The sequence below is a fragment of the Nanhaiella sioensis genome (assembly GCF_046557775.1).
In the GTDB taxonomy this organism is placed as follows: Bacteria; Bacillota; Bacilli; order Bacillales; family SM2101; genus Nanhaiella; species Nanhaiella sioensis.
Map to the genome: position 1 here is coordinate 260,534 of NZ_JBKAEG010000002.1, position 22,468 is coordinate 283,001.

19 protein-coding genes and 2 pseudogenes are annotated in these 22,468 nt (G+C 31.7%); 7 read left to right on the forward strand and 14 right to left on the reverse strand.

The window, feature by feature from the left end:
* Positions 1–653 precede the first annotated feature (653 nt).
* A complete protein-coding gene (locus V1503_RS24640) occupies positions 654–878 on the forward strand; it encodes a hypothetical protein (RefSeq protein ID WP_410629913.1) in 225 nt (74 codons plus the stop codon).
* A 316-nt stretch (positions 879–1,194) separates the two neighbouring features.
* On the opposite strand, the gene V1503_RS24645 is transcribed toward V1503_RS24640, so the two are convergent.
* The 4 genes from V1503_RS24645 to V1503_RS24660 form a co-directional block, all read right to left on the reverse strand.
* Positions 1,195–1,482 carry a helix-turn-helix domain-containing protein gene (locus tag V1503_RS24645; protein ID WP_410629915.1) on the reverse strand — a complete coding sequence of 96 codons (288 nt, stop codon included), beginning with the start codon at positions 1,480–1,482 and terminating at the stop codon, positions 1,195–1,197.
* A 281-nt stretch (positions 1,483–1,763) separates the two neighbouring features.
* Positions 1,764–2,123, reverse strand: coding sequence for a type II toxin-antitoxin system RelE/ParE family toxin (locus V1503_RS24650; protein WP_410629917.1), 360 nt, complete (start codon positions 2,121–2,123; stop codon positions 1,764–1,766).
* 1,016 nt (positions 2,124–3,139) lie between these two features.
* The gene (locus V1503_RS24655; protein WP_410629919.1) at positions 3,140–3,487 is read right to left on the reverse strand and encodes a hypothetical protein; all 348 of its coding nucleotides are present in this window, start codon (positions 3,485–3,487) and stop codon (positions 3,140–3,142) included.
* Between the two features lie 999 nt (positions 3,488–4,486).
* On the reverse strand, positions 4,487–4,642 hold the full coding sequence (locus V1503_RS24660; protein ID WP_410629921.1) for a hypothetical protein: 156 nt from the start codon (positions 4,640–4,642) through the stop codon (positions 4,487–4,489).
* Positions 4,643–5,397: 755 nt separating this feature from the next.
* On the opposite strand from V1503_RS24660, the gene V1503_RS24665 reads away from it, so the two are divergent.
* Entirely contained in the window at positions 5,398–6,000 is a 603-nt protein-coding gene (locus tag V1503_RS24665) for a hypothetical protein (RefSeq protein ID WP_410629922.1), read from the forward strand.
* A gap of 250 nt (positions 6,001–6,250) precedes the next feature.
* On the opposite strand, the gene V1503_RS24670 is transcribed toward V1503_RS24665, so the two are convergent.
* The 9 genes and pseudogenes from V1503_RS24670 to V1503_RS24710 form a co-directional block, all read right to left on the reverse strand.
* On the reverse strand, positions 6,251–7,711 hold the full coding sequence (locus V1503_RS24670; protein ID WP_410629924.1) for an IS1182 family transposase: 1,461 nt from the start codon (positions 7,709–7,711) through the stop codon (positions 6,251–6,253).
* Between the two features lie 115 nt (positions 7,712–7,826).
* A pseudogene (locus V1503_RS24675) lies at positions 7,827–8,030 on the reverse strand (IS3 family transposase); the annotation flags it as partial.
* A gap of 61 nt (positions 8,031–8,091) precedes the next feature.
* Positions 8,092–8,196: a putative holin-like toxin gene (locus V1503_RS24680; protein ID WP_410629926.1), complete on the reverse strand. Its 105-nt coding sequence runs from the start codon at positions 8,194–8,196 to the stop codon at positions 8,092–8,094.
* Between the two features lie 499 nt (positions 8,197–8,695).
* The gene (locus tag V1503_RS24685) at positions 8,696–9,055 is read right to left on the reverse strand and encodes a hypothetical protein (protein WP_410629927.1); all 360 of its coding nucleotides are present in this window, start codon (positions 9,053–9,055) and stop codon (positions 8,696–8,698) included.
* 171 nt (positions 9,056–9,226) lie between these two features.
* Positions 9,227–9,454 (reverse strand): hypothetical protein, encoded by a 228-nt coding sequence (locus V1503_RS24690; RefSeq protein ID WP_410629929.1) that lies wholly within the window; start codon positions 9,452–9,454, stop codon positions 9,227–9,229.
* Positions 9,455–9,590: 136 nt separating this feature from the next.
* A complete protein-coding gene (locus V1503_RS24695) occupies positions 9,591–12,323 on the reverse strand; it encodes a TULIP family P47-like protein (RefSeq protein ID WP_410629930.1) in 2,733 nt (910 codons plus the stop codon).
* Between the two features lie 872 nt (positions 12,324–13,195).
* Positions 13,196–13,537, reverse strand: coding sequence for a hypothetical protein (locus tag V1503_RS24700; protein WP_410629932.1), 342 nt, complete (start codon positions 13,535–13,537; stop codon positions 13,196–13,198).
* On the reverse strand, positions 13,503–13,736 hold the full coding sequence (locus V1503_RS24705) for a hypothetical protein (protein ID WP_410629934.1): 234 nt from the start codon (positions 13,734–13,736) through the stop codon (positions 13,503–13,505). Before V1503_RS24705 ends, V1503_RS24700 begins: the two co-directional genes overlap by 35 nt.
* An 892-nt stretch (positions 13,737–14,628) precedes the next feature.
* Positions 14,629–15,354, reverse strand: coding sequence for a replication-relaxation family protein (locus V1503_RS24710; RefSeq protein WP_410629936.1), 726 nt, complete (start codon positions 15,352–15,354; stop codon positions 14,629–14,631).
* Positions 15,355–16,575: 1,221 nt separating this feature from the next.
* Between V1503_RS24710 and V1503_RS24715 the strand changes: the two genes are divergently transcribed.
* The 4 genes from V1503_RS24715 (at position 16,576) to V1503_RS24730 (ending at position 20,286) form a co-directional block, all read left to right on the forward strand.
* Positions 16,576–16,998, forward strand: a complete 423-nt coding sequence (locus V1503_RS24715) for a hypothetical protein (protein WP_410629938.1) — start codon at positions 16,576–16,578, stop codon at positions 16,996–16,998.
* 1 nt (position 16,999) lies between these two features.
* Complete coding sequence (locus tag V1503_RS24720) at positions 17,000–18,451, forward strand: FtsZ/tubulin family protein (RefSeq protein WP_410629940.1); 1,452 nt, start codon at positions 17,000–17,002, stop codon at positions 18,449–18,451.
* 356 nt (positions 18,452–18,807) lie between these two features.
* Entirely contained in the window at positions 18,808–19,734 is a 927-nt protein-coding gene (locus V1503_RS24725) for a hypothetical protein (protein WP_410629942.1), read from the forward strand.
* A 375-nt stretch (positions 19,735–20,109) separates the two neighbouring features.
* Positions 20,110–20,286: a hypothetical protein gene (locus V1503_RS24730; protein ID WP_410629943.1), complete on the forward strand. Its 177-nt coding sequence runs from the start codon at positions 20,110–20,112 to the stop codon at positions 20,284–20,286.
* A gap of 748 nt (positions 20,287–21,034) precedes the next feature.
* On the opposite strand, the gene V1503_RS24735 is transcribed toward V1503_RS24730, so the two are convergent.
* On the reverse strand, positions 21,035–21,208 hold the full coding sequence (locus V1503_RS24735) for a hypothetical protein (protein ID WP_410629945.1): 174 nt from the start codon (positions 21,206–21,208) through the stop codon (positions 21,035–21,037).
* 583 nt (positions 21,209–21,791) lie between these two features.
* Between V1503_RS24735 and V1503_RS24740 the strand changes: the two are divergent.
* Positions 21,792–22,468, forward strand: a pseudogene (locus V1503_RS24740) (IS3 family transposase); the annotation flags it as partial.

Genomic DNA, 22,468 nt, shown 5'->3' on the forward strand with positions numbered 1-22,468 from the left:
CCTTCTAATGGGTATGTGTCGTCAATTTGGATATTTTTTGACCCAGTAAAAAGTATATTTAGCCCCTGAACACTAGCAGTCGTATCCTATAAAAAGAGTTACTTCCACCGAGAGTTTGAAGACTCTGAGTGTGACGGATTTGAGATTCCGGAAAGCCTTGTTCACGATTTTTTAAAATAACTTTCTCTTAATAAGGTTCCTTGTGCATCTTTATATATACCTATGAAGTATTCTTTGTTCACGTCTAGGGTAAAAGGATTGTCAAAAATTAAATCTGGAGTAGCCTCAGCCCTCCCATCCTCTCTGATATGTTACTGTTGTCATTGGTGTTTCCCCTATTCTAAACCCTGTGCTTCTGTCGTATACCAGGTTGCAGTAGCATCATAAGGAAAATTTGATCCCTTCACAATTATTTTATTTAGTTTTAAAAGGGCAGTGCCTCTGGTTTTAATAATATTTTGGTTCGATATGAAACCTCAAGTAACGCTTTAGCATCAGGAATATCCTCTAATCTATTGATAATTCAAAGGCATTACTCCATTAATTTTTCTTTTTAAATTAAATTGTAACATAACAAAAACATTTACAATATATGTTATTACAGGAATAAAAAAGGGGTTAAAGGAAGAATAGAGATGATTAGGATATAATAAATGGATTTTTTAAACTCGCGTGGTGACGTTAAACACCCTATTCTTATGATAGAGGACCAGATTACTCTTTACACTATCCGTGAAGAACAACTAGAACATTTAATCTTAAATTTTAAACGTTCAATAGAAAATATAGTAAAAGATCGGAATGAAGCAATTAAAATAAAACCAGAGATGATTGAAAATATGGAAGCTGATGGCGATAGCATACAAGAATATCATTAATCAAAATTGAGGAGAAGGTAAATTTCTCGTCTTTTTTTATTTAATTTAAAATAATTCTCTTTTATCTTGGAAAGATAAAAATTCTTAGGGTTAATTAATTCTTAATTTTCAAAAAAGAATGTCACCAGATTGATGACATTCTTTAATCAATATTTTTCAAAATAGTTTAATTTAACATCTGAATTTTAGTTAAACTTAGTAATTAATTCTTAAAATAATACTAAAATTTTCCTGTTACTAAAATAAAGTCATAAAGATTTTTATCTATAAAATTTAAATTTTGTACCTGAAAATTATTCTTTTCTATAAATTTTATCTATTTAGGGTTTCTATATTTTATTTGAATTTCTAAATCTAACGCATCTAAAATTTTTAATAATGTATCTATATTATAATTTTGTTTTGTGGTAACTCTAGATATTTGTGAATAACTCATTCCGTCTATTTTCTCCCCCAATTTCCTTACTGTTAATCCGTTCTTATCTATAGAATCTTTAATCATATTAGCAATATGACGTTTAGGTTGATCGATTACTGTATACTCCACAGGAATTGGGACGATATCAGAGAAAGAAAATGTCTCCGTATCCTTTCGGTTTTCCATACATTCTCCCCTTTTTAGAGTCTGATTCATTTTTATCATTCCTTTAACAGTAAATTTCATTATATCTTCTATAATGTAATATAGGGTGTATATAATTTTTTAATGATTTACTACAAAATTGAATGGTTCATTCCTCCTCAGTATGTTATATAAATAGATTTTTAATCCCTTCTTTCTGAGTTTACCTCCTTTACATTTTAGTTTTTATTTAACTTTTCTGTTCATTTTCTAATTTCATTACCATAAGAGGAGTTACTAAAAATCGGGGTAAGAAGGAGGGTTTATACCCATCCTTCTTCCTTAGCAACTTTTTTTGCTTTGTCCCAGTGTTTCTTTAAAATTTTGTTATCTTTTTTTAAAAACATTATTACTAATCCATAACCATCTTGTGCCCTTCTAAAAATTATCCTCCAGTAATTATTTTGGGACATTATCCGAAGGGACCACCACCCATTATGTAGATTTTCTAAACTTCCCCTTGTATGGAACTCTAGATTAGTACCATGATCGTTTAAGGTATCTAGATTGCTCAATACCTTCCTAAACGCGATTGGGTCTCTCTTTAAAGCTTTATCCTTTTCTAAACTCTTAAGAAAGTCATCACTGTAACGTAAGTTGGAGTGTTTCGGATTTCTTTTCATGTTTAACCTCTCCCTCTTGGTATGAAATTTTCAATGAACAGTTAATAATAATTGCCTTATTTGATCTCGTTCGCATATATGATAACAAAAAGGAAATTAAATGTAAAGGATATTGCATCTACTATAAGAATAGGAGTTAATTTTGTAATATTACTCGATACTCAATGTACCCTGATAACGACTATTTTTGTTGATTCTCCGTTTTAAACAACAGCATCAATAAACCAATAGCTAGGGAAGGAATAAGTATGAAAAGTATAGTAAGTGGTGAAAGAATTAGAGAATTAAGACTAGCTAGAGGATATTCACATCAACAAATGAGTGATAAATTAGGTTATGTAACACTGTAAGTTATCTCCAAAACTGAGAAAGGTGACAGAAATCCATCTTTTCCTTTACTTGATGATTTAGCTAAGTTATTCAGTGTTTATAAAAATTACTTGCTTGGTGAAACTGATGAAGTAGATATAATTGATGAACAATTTCAAAAACGCATAGATGAAGAAACACAAGAGCTATAGGACATTTTACAGAAACTCGACCCGGACAAAAGAAGAAATTAATGGATATAGTTATAAACTAGGCAAAAGTAAAACATCCAAATTTGTAAGATAAAATCAATTGGAAGCTACCTTTTACAGGTAGCTTCTAATTGATTTTATTCACTAGTTCCGTAGCATCACTATCATTTCTTGCGTGCTTGTCCTCAACAGTTAGTTGCAACATTAGGTATTCTTCCTTTGACATTTCCATTTATAAAAATAAGTTCTTCGACTGGAAAAAACTATATATATAAACTAATCAGCCCGCCAAATGTGATTGCAAAATTAACGGTTAAATACCATTATAGGCCCCACCCCTTTTCAAAGAATAAAGCCGACAACCCTTATAAATTATTTATTTTATTCCATTTATACCATAGTTACCTATATTGTTGTAATTTGTCCCACTTTGCATGTTATTTTAAATTACAAAAGTTCCAATTTTTCATTTCTGGAGAACTGGAACTAATTGACTCAATAATCATTGAATTTCCTATTCATAAACGAAACTCCGTAAAGATGTTTGGAAATTAAGCTTCGAAGATGATCTATCGATGACGGATTAAACTTCTCTATTTTTTCAACAGGATTTCCGTTCTTAAATATAATTACTGCTGGATAAAAATAGTCAATTTTAAAATCATCTATGGTAAATTTGGGCTTGACATTATATGTTATAGTTTCAAACGGAACAAATTCTTGTTTAATTTTATCTAGTTCTTTGTTAACATCAAAAAAATTACAAATAGAACAAGATTCTGTTGTAAGACCATAAACTTGAATACCGGTTTCTTTTAAGTCAGGTAGGCCATAATCACTCATAACTGATTCTCCTTTATTATAATTTCACTATTATCTACATAAATTAATTATCTTGTGTAAGAAAAATATAATTAAGTATTAATTTGATCCAGTTTTGTAATTCTAAATCAAAAAACTATTTAACACAATGTCCATTATGTCGATTAAAAGGAATTATTTGACCTATCACATTAATACAAACTTAACTAAAGTAACTTACATAAAATAAAGCAAACCCTTTAAATCACTCTTTCCTCCCTTCCTTTCCTTTCTTGAACGAATAATCAGGGAGGGTTTACATACGACTATCATTGAGTTAATTAGTGCTACTAGAACGCCCTAAGACAAAATTATCTTTTCCTTTACGTACTATATGATAGATAAATGCAAGATAAAAAAAGTTCCTACTCTATATATGAGGAATTACGGCTAGATTTGAATGATTTGCAAAATATGCACTCCCTATCTGCTTTAATTGATAGGGAGTTAGATGGGTTGGTGTGCAGCAGGGGATCACACCGTATTATAAAGGTATGTAATAACTGCTTTTCTATATTCTATCTTTATGAATATTAACCATGTTCATTGAACAGGGCTCATTGCCAACGCAATAGATGAGGGCCATATCATGCGGGTGGATACCACGCACCTCACTTAAAACGTTATACATAATTTCTAAATGAAGGGGCCGTGCATTTTACAATGAGGTGGTTTTTCACTTTCTAAACATGGAAAAGTTTACAATGAAGGAGATTGACATGATAATACACATGTGTAAAGCGGCCCCTTGTATTAAAAATTATATTTTAAGTATTAATACAATCCTTAACATTATAATTCCCTAAGAATCCCTTTTTATACTCGTTTAATAAAGAATTATGTCAGAGAACAAAGTAGATAAGCCTCACTCTGTATAGAGCAAGGCTTTGTATAGGGAAATGAATATACATCATCACGCATTGAATATTAAATATGTACTCCCTCACCTTTTGGTGTCTGCTAGGGAGATTTTTGTATGCATTATTTAAATGCTCGATCGACAATAACCGTATTTAAAAATATTGCTTCATCGAGAGTGTTTTCTTTCTTCTTCGCTTTTTCTAACCACTTTTTACTTGTTAAAATATTACGGTCATATGCGTTTGGAATGCTTCCTCTAACTCTTTGAATTGCCAATCCTTTAATTTCATATTAACTTACCATGGCTTTAAGAATCAGATTGCCAATTGAATCCCAAAATACATATCAGTTAAAGGCTGAAGTATTTGATAATAACTAACCACCATAATCATACAGTTACTTTAAGTTAGCACTTATTCGATCGACCGTTCTTAGGAGTTTATTCACATCATTGTAAATCACTTGTAGAAGTTGTTTTGCTAGTTTAACTTCTTTTTACTTGTTTCTATCGCCATATTCAACTATTGATTCTAAATAAACTATTATTGAATATTTCACCAGTTATTCTTTTATATTCTTCCAATGTATGTAATCCCTTTCACATTCTCTGATTTTCTCATAAATTTGAATAGAGAGATAGAGGTATTTAGTGAACTTTTATGCAAACATTTTATGAAATATGTTTTTTCATACTACTTGAAAACCTTGATATAACATCAATGCATAAAATCGTGCATACCGTAGTATTGAATAGAGTATACATATACATTTCATCATAAGATTTTGAGTATAGGATATTACTTTCAGGGAATTATATTATATGGGATTTTACTAATACTATTTTATAACTTCTAATTCCTATAGAAATTATAAAATGTCTCGTTAAGTTAGAAATTAAATTGCACGACTATGATGTCCATGTGATATTTAACTTTTCCCTTCAATTGTCATATTTGAGCATGGAAACACAGCTGTTTATAAGAGTTAAATGCTATCAAAAGAAAACTATACGAGTTAAGGAGGAATATTAGATGGTTGAAGATAAAAATATCTGTATAATGAGTTTATTTAATCTTAATAAAGAAATCAGAGAAGGATATTATTCTCCAACAGGTTTTAGTTACCCACGCTTTGATGAGGATCGTGGTGATGTTTACTCTTTAATGGGAAGCTATGGTGATTGGGAAGTCTCGACTAGGAGTGACCAACAAAGCCTGATTTTTAATTGCCCTATCATAGGGGGGACTTTCCAAAATTCTTTAGCATCAACAAATGTATCGCTCGAAAATAGTTGGATACAAATAAAATATGAACTTGATGATATTGAAGCTTATTTCAATATGCTTGCCTCCCTTGTTCCTGCTCCTGATCAACCTGAGGTTGTAGTTATAGATTCATCATATAACTTTTCTTCAGAGGCTGATCCTTCAAGAATAGAACGGGAGTGCAATAGATTATTTGAAAAAATATTCTCAAGTGAAAGTGGCGACTTAGTCGTTCATATTTTGTCTATGTTGATTCCTGATCCTAAACTCAGAGGAGATAAAAAAATATTTCTACAAATATCTTTAGATAAAAACAATGATGAAGAAACAGACTTGCAAAAAAGTATGATAAGTATGTCATATAAATAAGCAATTATAATATTCTAATCATAGACAAAGAGTAACTGCATACAATAAGAAAGACCGCACCCCTATTTAAAGTGTACCCTTTGTAAAGGACATTTTAAAAAAAGCCTAGGCTACATTAAGAAGGTGATCTCTGTATTGAACGAGGGCACTGAAAAACTTACGTTTTTTATTTTTATAATCTCAACTCAATACAAAAAAGGCAATTTACTATCTAGTTTTAAACGTAAATTGCCTTTTACCTTTTCTATTTTTATTCTTTTTCACTAAGAAGTTTAAGGATTCGCTTGAGATTAACTGCAAATATCGCTGTAGCTCCTTGCATTTCCATACCTAATAAACCCGCAGATGAAGCCGTTTCATACCCGTGTCTATGTTTTAACTCACTATTCTTTGCTTCAATTTTATAACGAGAGCGTGCCAGTTCTTTAAATTCTTCACTGTTTTGAAATGTTTCCTGTTCCTTATGTTCAGTGGACTTTATTGAAACAGAATAGGTTTTACTTTTTGCCTCTTCTCTATAACAACCCTCACGGAAAGGACATACTTTACACTTTTCAATGTCAAAGTAATACGTATCCTTTTGATTTTCATTTTGACCTTTCTTTCCTGTTCTTGCTTTTCGTATTGCCATGTGCCCTGCTTTACAAACATACATACCTGCATCTTTATTAAACTCAAATTCATCTTCTTTCGCACGTCGACCTTGTGTGATCAGAGGGTTCAGTTTGGCTACTAGTTGAAGTTCTTCTTTTTTTGCATATTGAATATTATCTTTTTCCGAATAAGCTGTATCACCAATGATTCTATCAATTGTCATTCCTGCTTCTTTACTTTTCTCAACTAATTCTTTCAAGTATTTCCCATCACTTTTCTCACCAGTAGTAACAATCGCCCCTATAATAATCCGTTCATCACTCATGGCTATATGTGTTTTAAATCCAAAGAAAGAAGAATCAGCTGTTTTGTGTCCGACACGTGCATCTGGATCATTTGAATAACTTAGTTGTTTTGCATAATCTTCTACAACTTCTTTTAGTACGTTTAATTTTTCTTTGACAGCAGGAATCTCAGAGATTTGTGGCTCAGCTTCAATAACTGTAATGACTTGACGACAATAATCCAATTCATCATTCATTTCTTTAGAGTTCGTTTTTGGTGGGAATTTTTCTCTCATTGATCCATCTACTTGATATACTGCTTTTCGGGCATTTTTTGATTTTTCTTGTAAAAACTCTCTCGGTGATTTTTGATTATAACGAGCTTTTATATGTGTTGCATCCACAATAACTGTTTTACTCTTAATGATCTCTTTTTCTAAAGCAATCTCAACGGTTTTGCCAATAAGCATATCTAATGGACCCACATCTTGAAGACGGAGTTTTCGGAATTTGGTTAAAGTGCTCGGGTCAATCACTGAATCCTCTGGAGCCATGTCGAGAAAATATTTAAATGACATATCGTATTTTGAACGTTCTATAACATCTACATCTGACAAATCATAGATTGATTTAAGAAGTAAATATTTGAACATGCGAATTGGAGAAACTGCATTGCGACCATTATCCAGACAATATTTTGATTTTAATTCTTCTAGTATGAAAGTAAAATCTACAAGCTCATTAATTTTACGAAGCATATTATCTTTTGGTACAACCATATCGTATATAGCCATGAATGGGCTAAAGTTGAGAGATTCTTGATCAGAAATCATTGGATACCACCTACATACATTTGATAACAATATTATAAAGTAAAAAGGCAGTTGAAAGTTCATTTGATTGAACTTCAACTACCTTTATTAAATATTGGACTTTTTCTGTGCCCTCGTATTGAACAGGGGTCATCTTCTTTAAATTCCATTGATATCTGTATTTATTGTAATAAATCATATATTGCTTAATTTCAAGTTTTAGTTCGTTTAGTGTCGTACATGGTTTAATATAAGCCTCATCCTTAAAATGTCCAAAGAAGGATTCTTGAGGAGCATTATCCCAACAGTTTCCTCTTCTAGACATAGATTGATGTAATCCAAATACAAAAATGTACCCTATAGGGAGGCTTTTTTAAAGTGTCTACTCTATAGGGTACATTTTATTCCATTAAGGGCAGTTTATTTTTATGCAGAAATGAAAGGATCGCTACAACTAATGTCGCAAAAGCAATCATGATCATTATCCATTCAAATGTAGTTAACATAGGTATGACCTCCTTTCACAAGGAGAATGAAGGCGAACACCCTTAGAAATTCGCTATTGTATTCCAATTGCAAACAAAAAACTGACTGATAGCAGCCCTCAGTAATTCTGAATATGTAAAATAGAAATAGTTCCATTTTTCATTTCTGAAGAACCGGATAATCGACTCACTAATCATTTTGTTACAAATGAAATAAGACAAGAATTCTTTTATATTAGTTTCCTTATGTCTAACTATCTCAACCGAAGAAGTACTACTTATTGGTGCTTCCCATTTTGTAGAGTTTAATGAAGAAGTTGAATAAGCAAGTATGGAATTTGATATGATAATAACCTTATTGAACTGTGGGCTGCAAATAAGTTTTTTAGAATCCATTACAACATAATACAACAAGTTCTTATCTAGATCGTAAGCAGTAATAATATTATCTTCTGAAACATACAATTTGTAACCATCAGAAATAATTGAATTCCCAAAATTACCCATACATACTTTTAGCTTAGCTCCCTCTACCCCAATTTGTTTTTTTCCTTAATAATTCCCACTTTCTACATTTCATGCTAGGTTTCAATTCAGATAAAAGTTCTTTTCCAAGAACTATTTCAGACAATTCCTCCATAGTTTTGTATAATTCTTGTCCTATAGAGTTTTCTTGCTTTATATATCTCCCGATTGATCTACAATCTATCAAAGAAGTTGTCATTTTGTGAACATAAGGAAAATGAAAAGCTTCACCTTGAATATTTATAGATTCTTTAACTGATATTTCATGTTTCTTTTTCAAATATTTGGTAGTGAAATTCAATAATAACGAAAATTTTAGGAGAAATTTCTTCTCTAAAACAGATATATTACTCATCTATCCTATTTACTCTTACTCGGTCAAATGTAGAAGTAATAAAAATGTTATCTGCTCTTAAGATAATTTTTTCATGTTCATTACCTAAGTCATGAGACATATCATAGATAACGATGGGGATTTGCCTTGAGTAACCAATTAGGTGTGCCGTCTTAAATAAACCCCAACCCGTTAAATAGTCTTTTGGATGTCGTATGTAATCTTGTCAGCCTCAATATCTCCCCCTTTTGTAATCTTTTCATCGTTATCTATTCTTGAGAACCAACTGTTCCAATCATCTGTAACTCTGGAATATCCATTGATAGCTTCAAACCAATACGCCTCACTAAATGGGCTTTCAATGAGACCTACATGTAATTGTAGTTGAGCAAGATACTCTAAATGAAGATGGTCCTGCACCTTCATAGGCACTTGCAAAAACGATTAATTTCGGTTGCACTATCAATTGTTGATAAACAGGGACTACTTTCTCAATTACTCTTCCCTCTTCTGGCTTAACACTAATAAAGTGTAGTCGATCAATGCTCTTCATAGGTTAGTGTCTGTTATCCATAACTTCTGGAAGAAGGTCTCCACCTAAAAGAAGACAGGAATTTAATGAGACAGTTTGTAATTCAAACCCTCCAGAGTTTGGCCATTTTACTGAACTTAAACAGTTTTGTCCAAATTCATCTAAAGAAGGAACTTTACTGTTTTCACCTTTATTTAACTTATCTTGAATATATGGAACTATGAGATCTGCAATGGTAATTCCTCCAATAACAGAACTATATAAACCTCCGTATAACTTTAGTCTAAAATTTTTAAGATTTATTGTCGAGGATTGAGTAAGGTTTTCTGGTGTTGTCTCCGAGATCAAAGGTGTTATCTCTGTTTCTAAGGCTTCTGCTTGTACATCTACTAAAGTTATTTGGGTATTTGAATACAACAAGGATTTTATTTCTTGTTCAGAAGTTCCATCGAATAAGATAAATCCTGATTCATATCTATTAGTGAATGGCTCTGTTACAAATTTTAGATTTTCATCAATTGTTCCTGCAATGTTACCTACTCTTCCTATCACGGTTCCATCAGAAGCTATACCGTATATCTCGGACGTTGATGAATATCCTGACTTCGATGCTTTCATGATGCTTACTCCTTCTGTCCTTTTTATTGTAGGTAGAGATGATAATTCATCATTAGTATAATTCTCAGGCATTAATTCACGAATTGCTTCAGCATCTTCACTAATATCTGATAAATCAGTTAAACTCGAAATTACTTTTGTTATGTTTCCACTCTCATCTTTGATAACACCAAGTATTGTAACTCCTACTTTATTATTTCCGTCTAGGATTGTACTTGTTGTGTTAAAAGTTTTTAAACCTTTTTCAGAATACTGTGTTAGTCTTATTAGGTTTTTTCCTGAGAATAGGGTGTTGTCAAAATATTTAATTCCTGTCTCTTCAAGGGGTCTAGCTTTGAATTGACCGTACTCATCTATATCACCCAGATAGGTATTTACATCATTAAATACTTGACCTTTTGAATTAATACAATTCACATTAACTTTCCCATCATCCGACATAACAGTCAAAGACAAATTATCTATTTCTTCTTTTGAAAAAGCCCTAGGTATTTCACCAAGCAAACTGTCCTCACCGTTTATTGTGTATATACCTAATTCAGCTTCTGTATACCAAAAGCCTGTATATTGAATCTTACCCGATTGTGTAACCTTCCAACTGTTCATGGAATCTGTGTCGGTCGTCAATAAATTATTATTGCTATCTATACCTATAACCTCTAGGGTTTTTTCTTCTCCAGTACTTTCACTTTTTATCAATAATGTTGTTAAATCTTCTTCTTTGTTGATAATATTTTGTGGTACTTTAGACAACATCTGTTTTACTGTTGAGCTTGTTTCTAGGGTAACACTATCTCCTTTTGCATCTTGCAATGCAGTATCTACCGTATCGTCTACTTGATCAACTACTGCAGTCTCTGCCTCACTACCCAATGCCCCTATACCAGCAACCACAAACTCTCCAACTAATATACCTGCCGTCGTCGCTGCTACTCCAAGCACAATGTCTTTCATAAAATTAGTCGTACTAGTGCTTGGTATAAATATTTTAGGACTAGCCGTGTCGTCAATAGAATCTAATTGCAAACTGTTCTTATAAAGGTTATTACTAGAATCTACACCTGTGCTAATTGATAGTTGATATTGATCGGAGTAACTCATAATAATTGTGGTCTGAGATTGAGGATCTGGATCTAATTTCACCTCATCAAATTCAATGCTGATTTGCTCACCTGTTAACGTCATACTAAACCTCTCCGCGGGTATCTTTGCCTGCTGTTTTCCACCTTTACTATTTTCAAAAGTATCCCAAATTATTTCTTTATTATTGGATATCGTTAAACCTTCAGAATCATCCTTGATTTTAAAATCATCAATGTCAGCTTTATCAAAAAAATGTTCAACTCCAGCCAAAAGCCATTTTTTCACAAATAGAGGGCCAGATATTGCGAACGCTGCTGAAGATTCTGAGTATTCCAACATATTAGGATCTATCGCATGCCCACTGATAGGAGGTTCTCTTCCTTCTGTCATACACATAACTCCTAATGTACTTTTGCGCAAGTTCGTTTCTTCATTTTCACTATTATTAATCGATGTAATGGCATAATGAACATTTGTTGGCTTTAACCATTGATAATCTTTATTTGTAGATTGTTGATTCAAGACAAAGATAGAAAATACATGATTAAATTCGTCAATATGATCCTCGAAGTATTTTACAAACACAGTCTCACAGAGAACTTTTATCATACTAGGATCAGTAGAAGAAGTAAAATCAAATGATGAACTTGTAACCACAATATTACCTTTCTGAAGCTGTAAATTTAATTGATCTCCCGTTCCTTCTATGGACCTAGAATCAATGTGTAAATTCTCCTCAGATTCTATAAAAGCAAGCTGTACCTCAACCTCAATCCAGCTATCATTAATATTGATCGGTGAAGGTTCAAGTGGAGTAGTAAATTCTCCTTCTTTTATGGGACATCTTAATACAAGGTTTTGCCCATCACTTTTAGTGGAGATAGACCAATGATCCCAATCTCCAGAAATCGAAGATGTTATATCCCCATTTGAATCAAGGGTTTTGTAATTAAAGTTAGGTGGTGTTGAATCTAACTCTTCAATTGCTTTATTTGCGTCATAGAAACTTATCGCATACGCAGTATCCCATCCAAATAAATCAATATTCTTAGACAAAGTACATCATCTCCATTATATTTAATAAATGAATATTAATGTATACCTTTAAAAGGTGTTGTTAGAAAATTATTAAGCTCTAAGCATTGGACAAGTCAAAATGAGAAATTTGAGGATCTATCTTCTCGATTAAGAAGGAACATCGGATATCAAAATTTTCTCACAGATAAGTACCCTACTTTCTCACAATGGCCCGTGCTTTTATTAAAGACATCCCAAGGACTTTTTTTAACTAAAGATTACAAATCCTTATAATTGCTGATTCTATAGGAGTTTGGAAAATCCCATCTGAGATAGGGCATTTAAAAATCAGACTTTGTTAGTCAGTATTAACGGAGATTTCCCAATCATCAAGTATTAATACAATCCCTTGATAATATAATTTCCTAAATGTAATTTCCTATACTCAAATTCTAGAAAAAATCTATACCCTCAGAATATATGTGTTAAAACAGTCGATAAACTTGAATAGTTATAAATACACAACTTCTTGAAGAATGATTTCTTAATTTCCAGCTATTTTCGTCTACTCATTACTTTTCAATATTTCACCTTAAATTGCATACTAGTTATATTATCCAAAGCAAGCTTATTTTGGAACTTATAATACCTTAATGAGTAAAAAGATAAAGATCCTAAAAAGTAACACAGAAACAAAAATGTTTGTCGTGTCTCCTTCTCCCATGTATATCAAAGCTATTGTTTCTACAACTGTTACCGCCTCATTGATAACTTCAATAATGCTCCTTTTGAGAATCAGACAAATACACATCACTATTTTCTAGCAAGGAAAATTTATACGGGAAAGAAGTATTAAACTCACTTATCAGCTTAATAGCAACATCTGTTTCAGCTATCCGCTTATCAAAACCCTAAGGATAATCACCCTTAAATATCTGAGTAATTACATCCCACGAATGTCGGAGCGGGACAACATACAAGTCAAGATTATCAACTTCATTACCAACCATACCTAATAAAGTCTGCTTCATGTTTCCTACCTTTTTAATCTTATCTCCATATGGATATCTAGTAAGAAACGAATTATCTAGAGCTGCGAATATAACGATATGGTGTTCATTTGCTCTTATTCTTGCCCATTCCTTATACCTTTTGACCTTTACTTTAATATCTGACAACTTTTCACTTCCAGTATCTAACTCAATATATACATACATATTATTTTTTCTTAAGTATCCAATCAGGTATAACATATTGTTTATCATCACCTTCAAGGTGAAAGGGGTGAGTATAGGGGTGTATTGAAACAACATTATTTAATTCCTTTACTTGAAGTAATGATTTGATTACAACTTCCTGAGTTGCAAGATAATGGTCAACATTTTTTATATTTGATAGTTTGTGAACCGCTTCATTTTTCAAAACAGATTCTGGAAGTTTCCCATTTTCCACTAATAATTTAATCCCCTCTCGTCCTATGTGAAAATAGTTAAAGCGGAAACCATCTTGTCCTAATGGATAGTTCATTTTCACAACAAATTGTACTTAGCAAATTTACCTAACCTTCTAGTAAGTGTTCTATATTTACTTCCATCACTTATGTTAAGGTAGTACTGAATCTGCTTAGTAGTTAACAACCGATGTTCAAATAGTAGAAGCAGTAATTCCATATCACTATCTTTCAAAATCAAACCTTGCCTATTCTGCTCCAATGTAATGCGTAATATTATGCCCTCCTCTATGAATAATAAAAAACACCCACAGCAAACCAAAAGACTTAATGTTAGCTCTTTTAATCTACTATGGGTGCTTCCCATTAAAATTTATGTTGTTTTACACTCGTCATCATACCATAATATCCCATCGTTACACGGAATGTATAAATATCCACTATAAGATGATATTATACAATAAATATCTACTTAATTATGAAGTTTGATAGATATTGGTAGGTAGAATTCATGCTATTTCTTTTAGTACAAATCGGAACTTGAAAAATAACTACATTTTGAGTTAAAAAATCTGCATTTTCCGGTATTCAAAACAGAAAAGAGTCGGGGTTACTACTTTTTTATTATGCGCTATACAATAGGAAAAAATCAACTAAAAGTATGTCTCTCGAGGGACAGGGTCAAAAGGACACATTTACTCTGTCTTTTTGACCCTGTCCTATTGACCCTGTCTTTTTGAGAATTGTTTGGAATATATTTCTAATAAAATCTGTTTCTTTAAAAAAACAATGAATGTATATTATTTATGGTTTTTATACATTCGATTGGAGTGTATTTTTAATAACAGAGGTATGTTATTAACTCAATAAAAACTAGTTTTAATTGAGAATGAACTAATGAAATAATAAGCTACATAATTGAGACTCCCTGATAATCCTTGATAAAAATCGATATTGACCAGCAGCCTTTCTATAAAGCTCCCACTTATCCACCAGCTCAGCTCGTCCAATCGTACCCCTATCACACTCAATACTAAAAAGCGGGGCAAGTGACTCATCATCAAAGCAGGTCTTCCGAAAAAAGTACGGATATAAGAGTGTGTTATGAGATAAGTCCTCCTTCAATTCAGCTTCTAGTTTCTCGCTCCTATCAAAAAGTAACCAATCAGGGAGATATGGGATTGTTTCATCATCAAAAAGTGGAAAACGTCTCCACTCACAATGGAGTCGGTCCGGCTGGAGAGTGAGGAAGGTGCACAACCACTCCTGCAATTCTAAATAGTGATCATGATACCCACGCACACGAAGGTCATTTAACGTGTAATGTTCCTTGAATTCATCAATACGGGGAATGTACTCCCTTACCTTCAGCACATCATCAACCACTATTCTTAACCCAAAATGTGATAGAGAGTACATATGTATGGGTACTTTCTTTATACTCGACCGAGAATTTACGTTAAGTACCTTCCTTTCAACAAGCGTTCTCAATCGATTTCTCAATGAGTTAATAAGCATATTAAAAAATCCTAGTTTGTACACTTGTTCAACAGAAAGTGCCCTATGTTGGTATAGTAAAAGTAAAATTGTATGATCAGTTTCTTTATTATTGTGTACCATGCTTCTTACACTTTCAGCATCATATAGCTTTTTGATCTGGGCCTTGCTCTCATGGATCACGTCTTCCGCCTCTAATAATTAAGTTGTTATCTATACGTTACATGCCCTGTCAATCTCCTATTCAAAAAGCAGACACTCATAAAACTACAATTTGTGCTGGAGACTAAAAGTAGATTAAAGGATTAAAACCAAAGTGGAAATAGATATCGGAATCACCAGTGCGGGGGGACATAGATTGTTACGGTTTCCGCACCCCTATTTTTGTGTTTGACCAAACTTAAAAGGCAAAACAGGAAAAATCATGACAAACGTTGATACACCAAGGAATACAGTTATTAAATAGAGTAATAAATAAACTATGAAACATATTATTTACATAAAAAACTGCCTATTAATCCAGTAGTAGGCTGTTTCATATTGAGTTATATAGATATATTTCATGCTAAGTTTCATACGCATCTTCATAATAATCTATCACAGTTGTTCATATGGTGGTTCATTATCTTGAATATAGTTTAATAAACACTAAGGAAGTTCTTCGGAAGATGATTAAGTAAATTTGCACAAATCTAAGCTGTTTTACAGAAAAAACTATAGATTTCCGAAGATTGTAATTGAAAAAATCTGCGCAGAAAAAACATTGATAGTTTTTCGAAAATTTTTACCAAAGGCACTCTTCATCGAAAATTTCAAATATATATTAAAAAGTTTTATTTTTTTTAAACAAATATAAAAAAGAAATCCAGGTAGTGTATTGCCTGATCCATAAGAAAAACTTCTTAAGAAGTTTTATAATATACACTTACGTTAAGAAGAGTAACTCCATACGGAATCTAACTATAGACTCCATATTAACAACAGAATTTTACAATATAAATTAAACCTTTCTATATAAACAATATTGAATGGAGTCTATATATAGTAACTGCATTATAATAATTTAATAATTTATAGATAAATATTGTATTTTTATCGAAAAAGTGTAGTATTCTTTGAATTTTTGCGGATACTCACCATTGATTAACGAATATATTAATCTAACATACCGTATAGACTCTATATATAGTAACTTGATTTAAAGATTTATATACCAATAGTTTAATAGATTTTAATTTGATTAATAAAGTAAGTATTCTAAATACAGACTCTTGTTATGGACACTTATAGAAAAATGAGGTAATATATAGAAAATAATATAGGAACAAGAAAGGAGGGAAACTTTTGGATGCCTTCCTAAATCAAAAATATAAAGATGTCTCCTTTTCGTCTGAAGTAACCGAAATGTTTGCTGATATTATTCAACAAGACCCAAACATACAAGAATTATTTTTATTCATAGGAAAAGAACTAAAAAATCAAAAAGCAGAGAAATCATTAACAGGTATTACAGTATCAGACATTACAGACAATCTCATATTAGTTAGAGCGACAAGAGATGAAAAAGCTAGAGGCAGATCATATACTTACAAAAAAGAAAAAACAAACATACATAGAAAAACAGCTGAAAGATTAGTAGATAAGCTTTTAGATATGTCATTACTTTATTATCAAAAAAAGGCACCATTTAAATTTCTATTCCTTACCCAACGTGGGGTACAGGTTATGTCGGTATTAATTAAAAGATTACAAAGGGAGAGTGATTAAATTGTCAAAGAGCTTTATTCATAGTGAAACAGCAATTAACATGACATTAGTAGGTTTTGGACAAGCAGGCGGGCGTATGGTTGACGAGTTCGCAAGTATCAGGCGTGTAGACGGCACACCAGTATACAATTGTTTAGCATTAAACGCTAATACTGGTGACCTAGAAGGTCTAAAGCATATCCCAAATTCAAACTGGGAATCTCTTAATTTAGGTGGTTTAGGGAAAAATCCAGAGCGTGCTTTAGAAATCCTTGAAGATAATGAAGAAGCAAAAGTAAAGCTGAAAAAGTTTATCCAAGAACGCATTCGTCCTGAAGATGAATTAATATTGTTCTTTGCTGGCCTTGGAGGTGGGACTGGTACCTCAACAATTGTAAAAGCGATTGAAGAGTTTTACGAGTTTAATAATAAGCCAAAAATAAAGGAAGAACTATTAAAAATCCAAAAAGAAACTACTGCACAAGATTTCAAAACTAATTTAAAAAAATATATGAAAGAAGCTGTAAAGCGTGCCGAACGGAAATTTGTAAAAATTGGTGTTGTAACTACCCTTCCGTTACGAGCAGACGGCCCTGATGTCTTAAGACAAGTAAATAATTTTGCAACGAAAATATGGGAGCTATCACAAGATAAGACAAAAGGTATTGCATTTCCCCTATTTATTGATAACCAATATATATACGATCAATTTAAAGCAATAAGTGACAAAGATAAAATTCATGTTGATAATTATCGTGATTATGCAAACAAATTAGTATGTGAGACAATTCATGAATTAAACACTGCAGCAACAGTTGGCGGGACGGAAATTACGTTAGATAGCCAAGATTTTAGAAGAACATTACTGGAACATAGAGGATGCCTTGTAATCAATCGCTTGTCACAACCAATGAAAAACGTGAAAAATGGTAACGACGTAAAGGATTTGTTCTTAAAAGCGATACCAGACAGCAGTTTTCATGAAGCAATCGAGTTAACAACTATTGAAGATGGTCAAAAGAAGGCTTTAAAAGTCCACCATGTAGGTTTATTAGCTGTACTCGACCAGATGGTTATATCTAAAGGTACAAGTAATATAGGCAGTTCATTCGTTGATGATGCAAGAGTAGAAATATCTGAATCACTCCCCCTAGCAGGAACTGTTTTCCCTGGATATATCGAAGCAAAGAACGACTTCAATGCAACTGTATACACTTTTTATAAAACTGAAGGCTTGCCTAAGCGATTAGCTAAGGGATTGGTAAAAGAATTTGAAGAATTCCAGGAGCAACAAAAACAAATTGTATACGCAAAAACCTCCATTCAACAGATAGATCAACAAGAAGATGATGATGATTTTGATATTGACCTCTCGGAATTTGGAATCGAAATTGATGAAGAGCCAAAGCAAGAACAAGAAAAGAGCGAAGAATATGATGTTAATATTGATGATTTAGATTTCAGTAAAATATAAAAGCACTTCAAAGAAAGATCTTTCAGGTCTTTCTTTTTTATTTCTTTGCTTCCCCCTACTACATTTCCAATTTATTCTCCTTCGGACCTTATAAATCCAGCTCCGAAAAGATATGAATAGCTACAATATTCACATATGTGGATAAAATATGGTAGAATTAAAAAGAATAGAAAAAAACACAATAATTTTCTCGCAAAAAAGAAAAGAAAAGAAAAGTCTTTTTACTTTTTTCGGAATTTATCCGTATTTTTCTCTACCGAATAACAGAATATAAAAGACTTTTACATAACTTCCGTATATTTCGGAAATATGCTAATTAATTCCGCACAAAATATTGCCATAGAAAGGAGAAGGTTATGGAGGAGCTTAATAAAAATGATGAAATGCGAAATAAGTTAATTGATGAATTAGAAAAAGATCCGCTATTTCATGAAATAAAACAAAGGCGACATGAGTATAATGAATTGTTATCCGATGAATTCCTTCAATATATTGAAGTTAAAAAGTGGTATTCAACTGTACAAGCTGCTGAGATGTTTAACATCAGCGATAGCAAGCTTAGATATTACCTTAAACCGTTGTATGAGTACATTCTCACTGAAGATACACCATCAAGTAGTTCAAGTTACCGTTTAAACTATTTATCTATTGTCAAACTAAAAATGATTTTACTATTAAAAGATGAATTTAAAGTTGCTGGTATTCAAACATTAATTGGTATGAGAGGAAAAGTAGTTAATACTGCTAAAACTACAAATGTATCCAATCCAAAAGCAGATGATGAAAAGGTACAACGTCTTGAAAACATTATTGCTCAAATCTTTAATACTGGATTGTTTATATTTGAAGAAGAAGAGGGGGAGGACTTACCTAATTTAAAATTGAATAAAGAGGCACTCTTAAGTGAATTAACACCAAAATTGATAGAATATGAAAATGTTAATAAAGAATTATCCAACATAAAAAAAGAGTTAGCTCATGAAAGAGAAGAAAAAGCTAACTTAAAAAAACATATCGGAGAATTAAAAAGTTCACAGCAGAATTCCGAAGAAAGTTTAGAAAAGAAATTAGAAGATAAAATGATAGAAGTAAAAGAACAACAAAAACAAGATGTTGCTATATTGTTATCTAAACGACTTGAGGTAAAAAAATTAGAGAAACAAGCTCTGGAGGCATGGAAAAAAGAAAAAAGTGCAATCGCAAGGATACTATCCAGTGAAGATGAGAAACAGCAATTTGTAATTGATTATATTGAAAATGAATTAAAAAGTCGTAATGACTAGTTTATTTCCATTAAACCAATTAATAAAAAAACCGTGGAAAAAAATGAATAAAATTTTCAATGTTTAATTATTATTCCATGTAAAAGTTGTGCATCTGTAGAAGAACAACCCTATGTTACTAAGCAAGCATTACAAGAGGTATTACTCAAATTTGATAAAGAGTCGATTTCAAAAGAGGACTTATAAACAATAATTCAGCGCATTAATAATAATGCGCTTACTGAAAAAGAATTAATGCAACAGTTGAATGAAATGAAAGATGATAGAATTGATTTACTTCAAGGAAATATTCCTCCATTATAGCCATTGGCTCAGTTATGATTGCTTTATCGGGATGATTATTAATCATTGGTTGGTCAGAAGTAATTGTAAAAATTGAATGAAGATGCTAACAAAGCAAAAGGTGAATTTTTCGATAAAGCAAAAATAGTTGAACAAAGGGTACTTGAGTTTGAAAAGTCAATGCATGAACTTATTACAACCAAAGAATTATTTATTAAAAATTTTCGAACAGAAGTCAAAACAGTTAGATTCTTATTCAGCTTTTTATAAATACCTGAGGTACAAAGATTCAAAATTTGAAGCTTTATGTTTATACAACAATCTTAAACATGAAGAAGATACTTGTAAACAGATTGAGCAATATATTACGAATAAAAAAATAAAACCCAAGTCAATATAAATAAAGGTATATCATCCAATTTAAAATTATTGAGTCGCCAGCAATATGAAAAAAAATAGTTAATTGAAGTTCACATATTACAGAAAATCCTGAATAGCGTTTTTATACCTTATACAGCAGACAAATAAAAAGAATCCATATAGTTTGATAAATATGGATTCTTTTTATTTGTTGAAATAACCTCTTTTGGTAAAAAGATCCTATTATCTACTATCTTTCTTGAGAAAAATATAACAGATGTAATCAAAGGATTTATCTCTAAAAAATAGGGAATAAATTTGATGTAAATCGAGGATTTTCCGTATATTGATTGAAAAGTAAACTACACTTTTCTTCAACCCCTACATGTCGCTTCATCATTAAATGCCCCGATTACTACACACTGTAACTCCCTTAAGTTGTTCATTGTATAAGTTCATGTACCTCTTTCATGTTGACAATTCTGAACGAACCTAACAACATACAAATTAGTAGATCAAAAGGGAATCAGGCTATCAACTGAATATGTTGCTTCAGTCAAGTACATGAGCCTGAAGATATAAACAGAGTTGTAAGGATATATGAAACTGTCGTTGAAATGCAGCAAAACTTCTCATAAAGCAGAGGTTTAAAGCACGATTATTGAGCTGAATAAACAAAAAAGCAGCCTTTGTTAACTGCTTTTTCTTTTCCTTCCTCAACAATAGATAAACAATTAACCTTCTTATGGCTTAACCGTTTTTTTAATTCCTTCTTAATAGTTTCTAGTTCGTCTTTATTTTCACAATCAGTAGCAATATTAATACGAGCCATTCTATCACTTCCTTTTTTAATATATTCATTTCCACGAATCATAGTATATACAACTATATTTTTCTAATAATACTATTAAAAATAGATATTGTTATTGTATACTTTGTTCTTTTCTATAATAGTGGTACAAAGTACACAAAGGTTACAAGAATAAGGAAATCATCCAACAGATGAGCCAACAAGGTCTGAATTACAAACTAGATGAATTATTTCGGGTCAAAGTGTAGGAGAATAATATTATATGATGTTGATTAATAATAATGGTTTAATTTTTTTTATATTTGAACTTAATAGTGTAAAGTTACTTTCGACTTTATTAATTCTAATTTATAAAACAGTTTCTCTTCTTAAATTGGAGAGACTCTGTTTTATTTTTAAATTGATAATAATATCATTACTTTTTACTTAAGATATTCTTAATTTCAATTATAACTACAGATTAGGTATTAGACATTGTTAATGTGTATATGTCAAAGTGTTTACTTCTTAATTTTAAAATGTGGAATGTATATTAGAGTTAGTATAGTTTTATGGACACAAAAACGTTAAGTACTTAAAATATACATAGAAAGGTTGTGTCCGGATGGGAAACAAAAATACAGGCAAAAAATATACTCAAGATTTCAAGAAGATGATCGTTGAATTTTACCGTTCTGGTAGCTCAGTCAAAGAACTTAGTAATGAATATGGCGTATCGGAAGTAACTATTTATAATTGGAATAAGAAGTTCTTTCCTATTGAAACAGAAGATGGTTCAAGCCTTACGGCTGACGATATTTCAAAGATGCAAAAACAGATGCTTCGTCTTCAAGAGGAGAATGAAATCTTAAAAAAGGCTATGGCCATATTCGCGAAAAAGTAAATTCAGACGAGCTAATGGGCTTCGTCCAAGAGAAAACGACAGAACATCCAGTGTCACTTATGTGGAGCGAATGACAACCATCCATAAAGAGAGTAAAGGACGTTATCGGGCTCCAAAAATTCACCATCAACTTACAGAAGAAGGAATACACATCAGTTTGAAACGTGTCCAACGTTTAATGAAAAAAGCTGATATCCACTCTATTGTTAAAAAGAAATTCCGTCCATTTAGTTCAAATGAGAAAGTTGTAAATCGAGAAAACATCTTGAAAAGGGATTTTTCAACTTCATCAATTAATGAAAAGTGGGTAGCTGATATAACTTATGTGCATACGGTGAAAGACGGATGGTGCTATTTAGCATCGGTGATGGATTTACATTCGCGAAAAATTGTCGGCT

Coding starts and splice junctions, on each gene's coding strand:
- V1503_RS24640 (WP_410629913.1), top strand. CDS start 654: ATGGATTTTTTAAACTCGCGTGGTGACGTTAAACACCCTATTCTTATG.
- V1503_RS24645 (WP_410629915.1), bottom strand. CDS start 1,482: ATGGAAAACCGAAAGGATACGGAGACATTTTCTTTCTCTGATATCGTC.
- V1503_RS24650 (WP_410629917.1), bottom strand. CDS start 2,123: ATGAAAAGAAATCCGAAACACTCCAACTTACGTTACAGTGATGACTTT.
- V1503_RS24655 (WP_410629919.1), bottom strand. CDS start 3,487: ATGAGTGATTATGGCCTACCTGACTTAAAAGAAACCGGTATTCAAGTT.
- V1503_RS24665 (WP_410629922.1), top strand. CDS start 5,398: ATGGTTGAAGATAAAAATATCTGTATAATGAGTTTATTTAATCTTAAT.
- V1503_RS24670 (WP_410629924.1), bottom strand. CDS start 7,711: ATGATTTCTGATCAAGAATCTCTCAACTTTAGCCCATTCATGGCTATA.
- V1503_RS24680 (WP_410629926.1), bottom strand. CDS start 8,196: ATGTTAACTACATTTGAATGGATAATGATCATGATTGCTTTTGCGACA.
- V1503_RS24685 (WP_410629927.1), bottom strand. CDS start 9,055: ATGAGTAATATATCTGTTTTAGAGAAGAAATTTCTCCTAAAATTTTCG.
- V1503_RS24700 (WP_410629932.1), bottom strand. CDS start 13,537: ATGTTATACCTGATTGGATACTTAAGAAAAAATAATATGTATGTATAT.
- V1503_RS24710 (WP_410629936.1), bottom strand. CDS start 15,354: ATGGTACACAATAATAAAGAAACTGATCATACAATTTTACTTTTACTA.
- V1503_RS24725 (WP_410629942.1), top strand. CDS start 18,808: ATGGAGGAGCTTAATAAAAATGATGAAATGCGAAATAAGTTAATTGAT.
- V1503_RS24735 (WP_410629945.1), bottom strand. CDS start 21,208: ATGGCTCGTATTAATATTGCTACTGATTGTGAAAATAAAGACGAACTA.